4 protein-coding genes are annotated in these 3,614 nt (G+C 69.5%); 1 reads left to right on the top strand and 3 read right to left on the bottom strand.

All coding sequences use genetic code 11. The annotated features are described in order from the left end of the window. The coding region (locus AB7U92_RS23875) for a CoA transferase (RefSeq protein ID WP_428582814.1) at nt 1–479 on the top strand (479 nt) is incomplete at its 5' end. A 2-nt stretch (nt 480–481) separates the two neighbouring features. Here AB7U92_RS23875 and AB7U92_RS23870 read toward each other — a convergent pair. The 3 genes from AB7U92_RS23870 to AB7U92_RS23860 form a co-directional block, all read right to left on the bottom strand. Next, entirely contained in the window at nt 482–2,008 is a 1,527-nt protein-coding gene (locus AB7U92_RS23870; protein WP_428582812.1) for a peptide MFS transporter, read from the bottom strand. A 58-nt stretch (nt 2,009–2,066) separates the two neighbouring features. After that, a complete protein-coding gene (locus tag AB7U92_RS23865; protein ID WP_428582810.1) occupies nt 2,067–3,089 on the bottom strand; it encodes a DMT family transporter in 1,023 nt (340 codons plus the stop codon). Beyond that, nucleotides 3,086–3,614 (bottom strand): enoyl-CoA hydratase/isomerase family protein (locus AB7U92_RS23860; protein ID WP_428582808.1); only part of this gene is annotated, 529 nt, incomplete at its 5' end. The genes AB7U92_RS23865 and AB7U92_RS23860, both read right to left, overlap by 4 nt.

The raw sequence follows: 3,614 nt of genomic DNA, 5'->3' as shown, positions 1-3,614 counted from the left end.
GGATCTGCATCATCGCCCTGCAACCGCAATGGCCGGCGGTGTGCCGCGCCATCGGCCGACCCGATCTCATCGACGATCCGCGCTACGACACCAACGAGAAGCGCTGCGCGGCGTCGCAGGAAGTGATCGACATCATCCAGGCCTGGGTCGATGCACAACCCTCGGACAAGGCCATTCTCGCCGCGCTCGAACGCGAACGCGTGCCCTGCGCGCCGGTACTGACCATCGAGCAGCTCGCCAACCACCCGCACATGCGCGGGCGTGGCACCATCCGCACCATCAGCGACCCCAAGCTCGGCGAAGTGCTGATGCCGGGCATGCCGCTGCGTTTCAAGGGCTTCCCGCACAACCCGCCGCTGGACGCCGCCGCGCTCGGTGAGCACAACGGCCAGGTGCTGACCGAGATCCTCGGCTACGACGCCGCGCGCGTCGCCGCACTGGGCGAGGCGGGGGTGTTGTTCAGCAATCCCGATACCTGAGTTCAGCCGAGCGCGCGGCGCAACGGTCGCACCAGCGCCGCCATGACCAGGCAGGCGACCAGTGCAACCGCCGTCAGCACGCCGAAGATGGCGGTCAGCGCCAGCGTGTCGTACAGCCCGGCGACGCGGCCACCGACATAGGAGCCGATCGAGGTCGCCAGGAACCAGATGCCCATGGTCAACCCGGCGATACGCGCCGGCGCCAGCCGGCTCATCGCCGACAGCCCCACCGGGCTCAGGCACATCTCGCCGATGGTGTGCAGGAAGTACATCGTCGTCAGCCACAGCGGGCTCACCCGCACGCCCGCGGCGGCATTCGCCGCAGCCCCGATCATCACCGCGTAGCCGAGCGCCATGAAGAGCAGGCCGAGGGCGAACTTGGCCGGGCTGGACGGCTCGCGCGGGCCGAGCCTGAACCACAGCCAGGCGAAGGCCGGGGCGAGCCCGCAGATGATGAAGATCGGGTTCAACGACTGCATCCAGCTGGCCGGGAAATCGAAGCCGAACAAGGTGGTATCGGTGTTGCGCTCGGCAAACAGGTTGAGTGTCGAGCCGCCCTGCTCGTAGAGCGACCAGAACACGGTTGCGCCGACGAACAACACCAGTACCAGCCACAGCCGTCGCCGCTCGGCCACGCTCCACTCGGCGTAGGCGAACACCCAGCCGAAGAAGGCGACGGTGATGACCAGCAGCAGCACGCCGAAGGCATTGCCGATCCAGGCCGCGCTCAGTTCGACCACGCCGAAGTAAGCCAGCACGGTACCGACGATGACGACCGCCACCAAGGTGACGACGCCACGGGAGAGCTGGTCACGCACGGCGTCGTCGCGCGGCGGTCGTGCGCCCGCCTCACCGAGATGTCGCGCGCCGTGCAGGTAGTGCACGAGCCCCGCCGCCATGCCCACCGCTGCCGCGCCGAAGCCGAAATGCCAGGACAACGCCGGGTCGAGGCCGAAGCCGGTCAGCATTTCGCGAAACCCCGTGCCCTGGCCGAGCCAGCCGCACACCAGCGGCGCCATGAAGGCGCCGACATTGATGCCCATGTAGTAGAGCGAATAGCCGGCGTCGCGGCGGCCGTCACCGACGCCGTAGAGCTGCCCGACCAGGGTGCTGATGTTCGGCTTCAGCAGGCCGGTGCCGACGACCAGCAGCACCAGCCCGAGGTAGAAGCTGGTGAGCGTCGGCACGGCGAGCGCGATGTGCCCGCACATGATGACGACGCCGCCGGTGAAGGTGGCATGGCGCAGGCCGAGCAGGCGATCGGCGAGCCAGCCACCGGGCAGGCAGGCGAGGTAGACCATCGCCGTGTAGAGACCGTAGACGGTGCCGGCATGGGCGACGTCGAAGCCGAGCCCGCCGCTCGCCACCGGCGCGGTCATGAACAGGATCAGGATGGCGCGCATGCCGTAGTAGCTGAAGCGCTCCCACATCTCGGTGAAGAAGAGGGTCTTGAGCCCGCGGGGATGGCCGAAGAAGGCGGTGTCGTGGCCGGCGGCGGGCATGCCTGCCGTCAGGTCGGCGTCTGCCATGGTCTGCTCGTTCCAGGGAATGGCGCAGCGGCGAGTGTAGCCCGCCGGCGCCACGCGCTCACTCGGGCGCCGCCGTGCCGGTCACCGAACGGTGCTGGAGGAGGGCGTGGACGGCGAGCAGCGCGAGGCCGAGCACGATGGCGACGATGCCGGCGAGGTCGCTCGCGGCAAGGTATTCGCCAAGCTGCCAGGAACTCGAGATCACCGCGATCACCGGCACCATCAGGGTCATCAGGCTCGCCGTGCCGGCCGGCAGGCGGTGCAGCAGGTAGACCCACAGCGCCCAGCCGGCGCCGGTCGAGACCAGGGCCGTCACGCCGAGGACGGTGAGGAAGCGCGGGGTCCAATGCACCGCGGGCTCGTCGGCGCCGAGCGCGAACGCGCACAGCACGAGGCCACCGAAGAACATCTGCCAGGCAGTCAGCGCGAGCAGGTCAATCGGGCCACGCGACTGGATGCGCTTGACCACGATGACGCCCAAGGCCCAGAACCAGGCCGCGCCGAGTGCGAGCAGGGTGCTGCGCGGGCTACCGGCGAAGGTCGCAGGGTTGAGCACGCAGCAGAGCCCGAGCGCGGCGGCCGCCACCGCCGGCCATTGCAGCCCACGCAGACGTTCGCCCAGCAATCGCCAACCCAGGATCAGGGTCCAGAACGGCATGGTGTAGACCAGGATGGAGGTGCGGTTGGCCGCGCCCTCGACCAGCGCCCACTGCGAGCAGCCGACCAGGCCGGTGGTGTTGACCAGTCCGAGCACCACCAGCTCGCGCCAGCGCCCGACCCGCACCGGCCGGCGTAGCAGCGGCAACAGCGCGAGCAGGGCGCAGGCGCCGAGCAGGGTGCGCAGACCGGCATAGCTGAACGGCCCGGCATCGAGCAGGCCAATCTTGAGCAGTACCCAGCTGTAACCCCACACCACGCACAGCGCGACGAAGGCCAGCAGCGGGCCGAGCCAGGTGCGTGGCATCGACGGCGTGCTCAGGGCGTGGACGGATGGCCACGGGCAGGCGCCCCGGCGACACACCCGGGCACCGGCACCACGCGCGCGCGCAGGACCCCGGTTCGACGAGCCGGTGTCATTCAATCGCCCTCGAAATGCGGTGGCGTGCCGTCGAGGTAGGCCCGGGCCGCGGCCTTCTGGTCGGCCGTGCCGAGGGCGAACAGGTTCTGGTCGGCGTCCATGTGCATCAGGGCGCGATCGAGCGCGCCGCTGATGGCATTCACGCTGCGCTTGATCATCTGCGCCGCGATCGGCGACTTGTCGACGTAGGTCTGCGCGAACACGCAGGCCTGCTCGACGACTTCGCCGACCGGCACGATCGATTCGAGCAGCCCCCAGGCCAGCAGGGTCTCGGCATGCACGCGTTCCCCGCCGATGACGAGTCGCTTGGCCCGCGTCGGGCCGAGCAGGTGGATGGTCAGCGGCAGGCTCTGCCACATGAGGTTCATGCCGAGATCGATCTCGGGATACTGGATGAAGCAGTCGGCGGCGCCGATGCGGAAATCCGCCGCGGTGGCGAGGCACGCGCCGCCACCCAGCGCGCCGCCGTTCCACGCCGCGATGGTGATCTGGTCCATGCCGAGGATGGCGTGCAGGGCACGCTCGCCC

Source organism: Piscinibacter sp., from assembly GCF_050175855.1.
In the GTDB taxonomy this organism is placed as follows: domain Bacteria; phylum Pseudomonadota; class Gammaproteobacteria; order Burkholderiales; family Burkholderiaceae_C; genus Piscinibacter.
Note: the sequence above shows the minus strand (reverse complement) of the source record. Positions and strands in the feature narration are given on the sequence as shown.

Coding starts and splice junctions, on each gene's coding strand:
- AB7U92_RS23870 (WP_428582812.1), bottom strand. CDS start 2,008: ATGGCAGACGCCGACCTGACGGCAGGCATGCCCGCCGCCGGCCACGAC.